Annotated in this window: 1 protein-coding gene; it reads right to left on the reverse strand. The window is 27.0% G+C overall.

The window, feature by feature from the left end; genetic code table 11:
* Positions 1–430, reverse strand: a 430-nt coding sequence (locus tag EZH24_RS13405; protein ID WP_236847278.1) for an Rpn family recombination-promoting nuclease/putative transposase, incomplete at its 3' end; no start/stop codon positions are given.
* Positions 431–471 lie beyond the last annotated feature (41 nt).

Below are 471 nucleotides of genomic sequence, written 5' to 3' on the forward strand. Positions count from 1 at the left end.
TGTCTTCTTTTAATAATTGAGACATATCTTCCTCCTTGTTTGATTTTAAAAATAATATCCAATTTTTTAATTCGCTTTTTACATTAGAATTTTTATCAAATTTTGGAATTTCAACATAATGAAGTTGGATGTGGTCGGTTAATATTTTATTAGTATTTTTTTCTTTAAGCAAATAGCAAGTATGCATTCGGTTATCTGTTTTATCAAATAAAATATAGTCAATTAAATTAATGCTTATAACGGGCTTTAATTCAGGATACTCTTCGCCTTTCTTTAAAACATTTGAATAATTTTTACTCCAATAATACAAAGTTCGTTCAAAGAAATTTTTAGTCGAGTAAGTTTGAATTTCAATGATTACGATTATTCCGTTTTCAGTCGTGGCTTTTAGGTCGACAATACTTTCTTTATTTCCAGCTTTTTCGGACATGTTAAACGGATTTAAAATATCAACGGATACAAAAGTTGCAA

The sequence above is a fragment of the Brachyspira catarrhinii genome, assembly GCF_005518285.1.
In the GTDB taxonomy this organism is placed as follows: domain Bacteria; phylum Spirochaetota; class Brachyspiria; order Brachyspirales; family Brachyspiraceae; genus Brachyspira; species Brachyspira catarrhinii.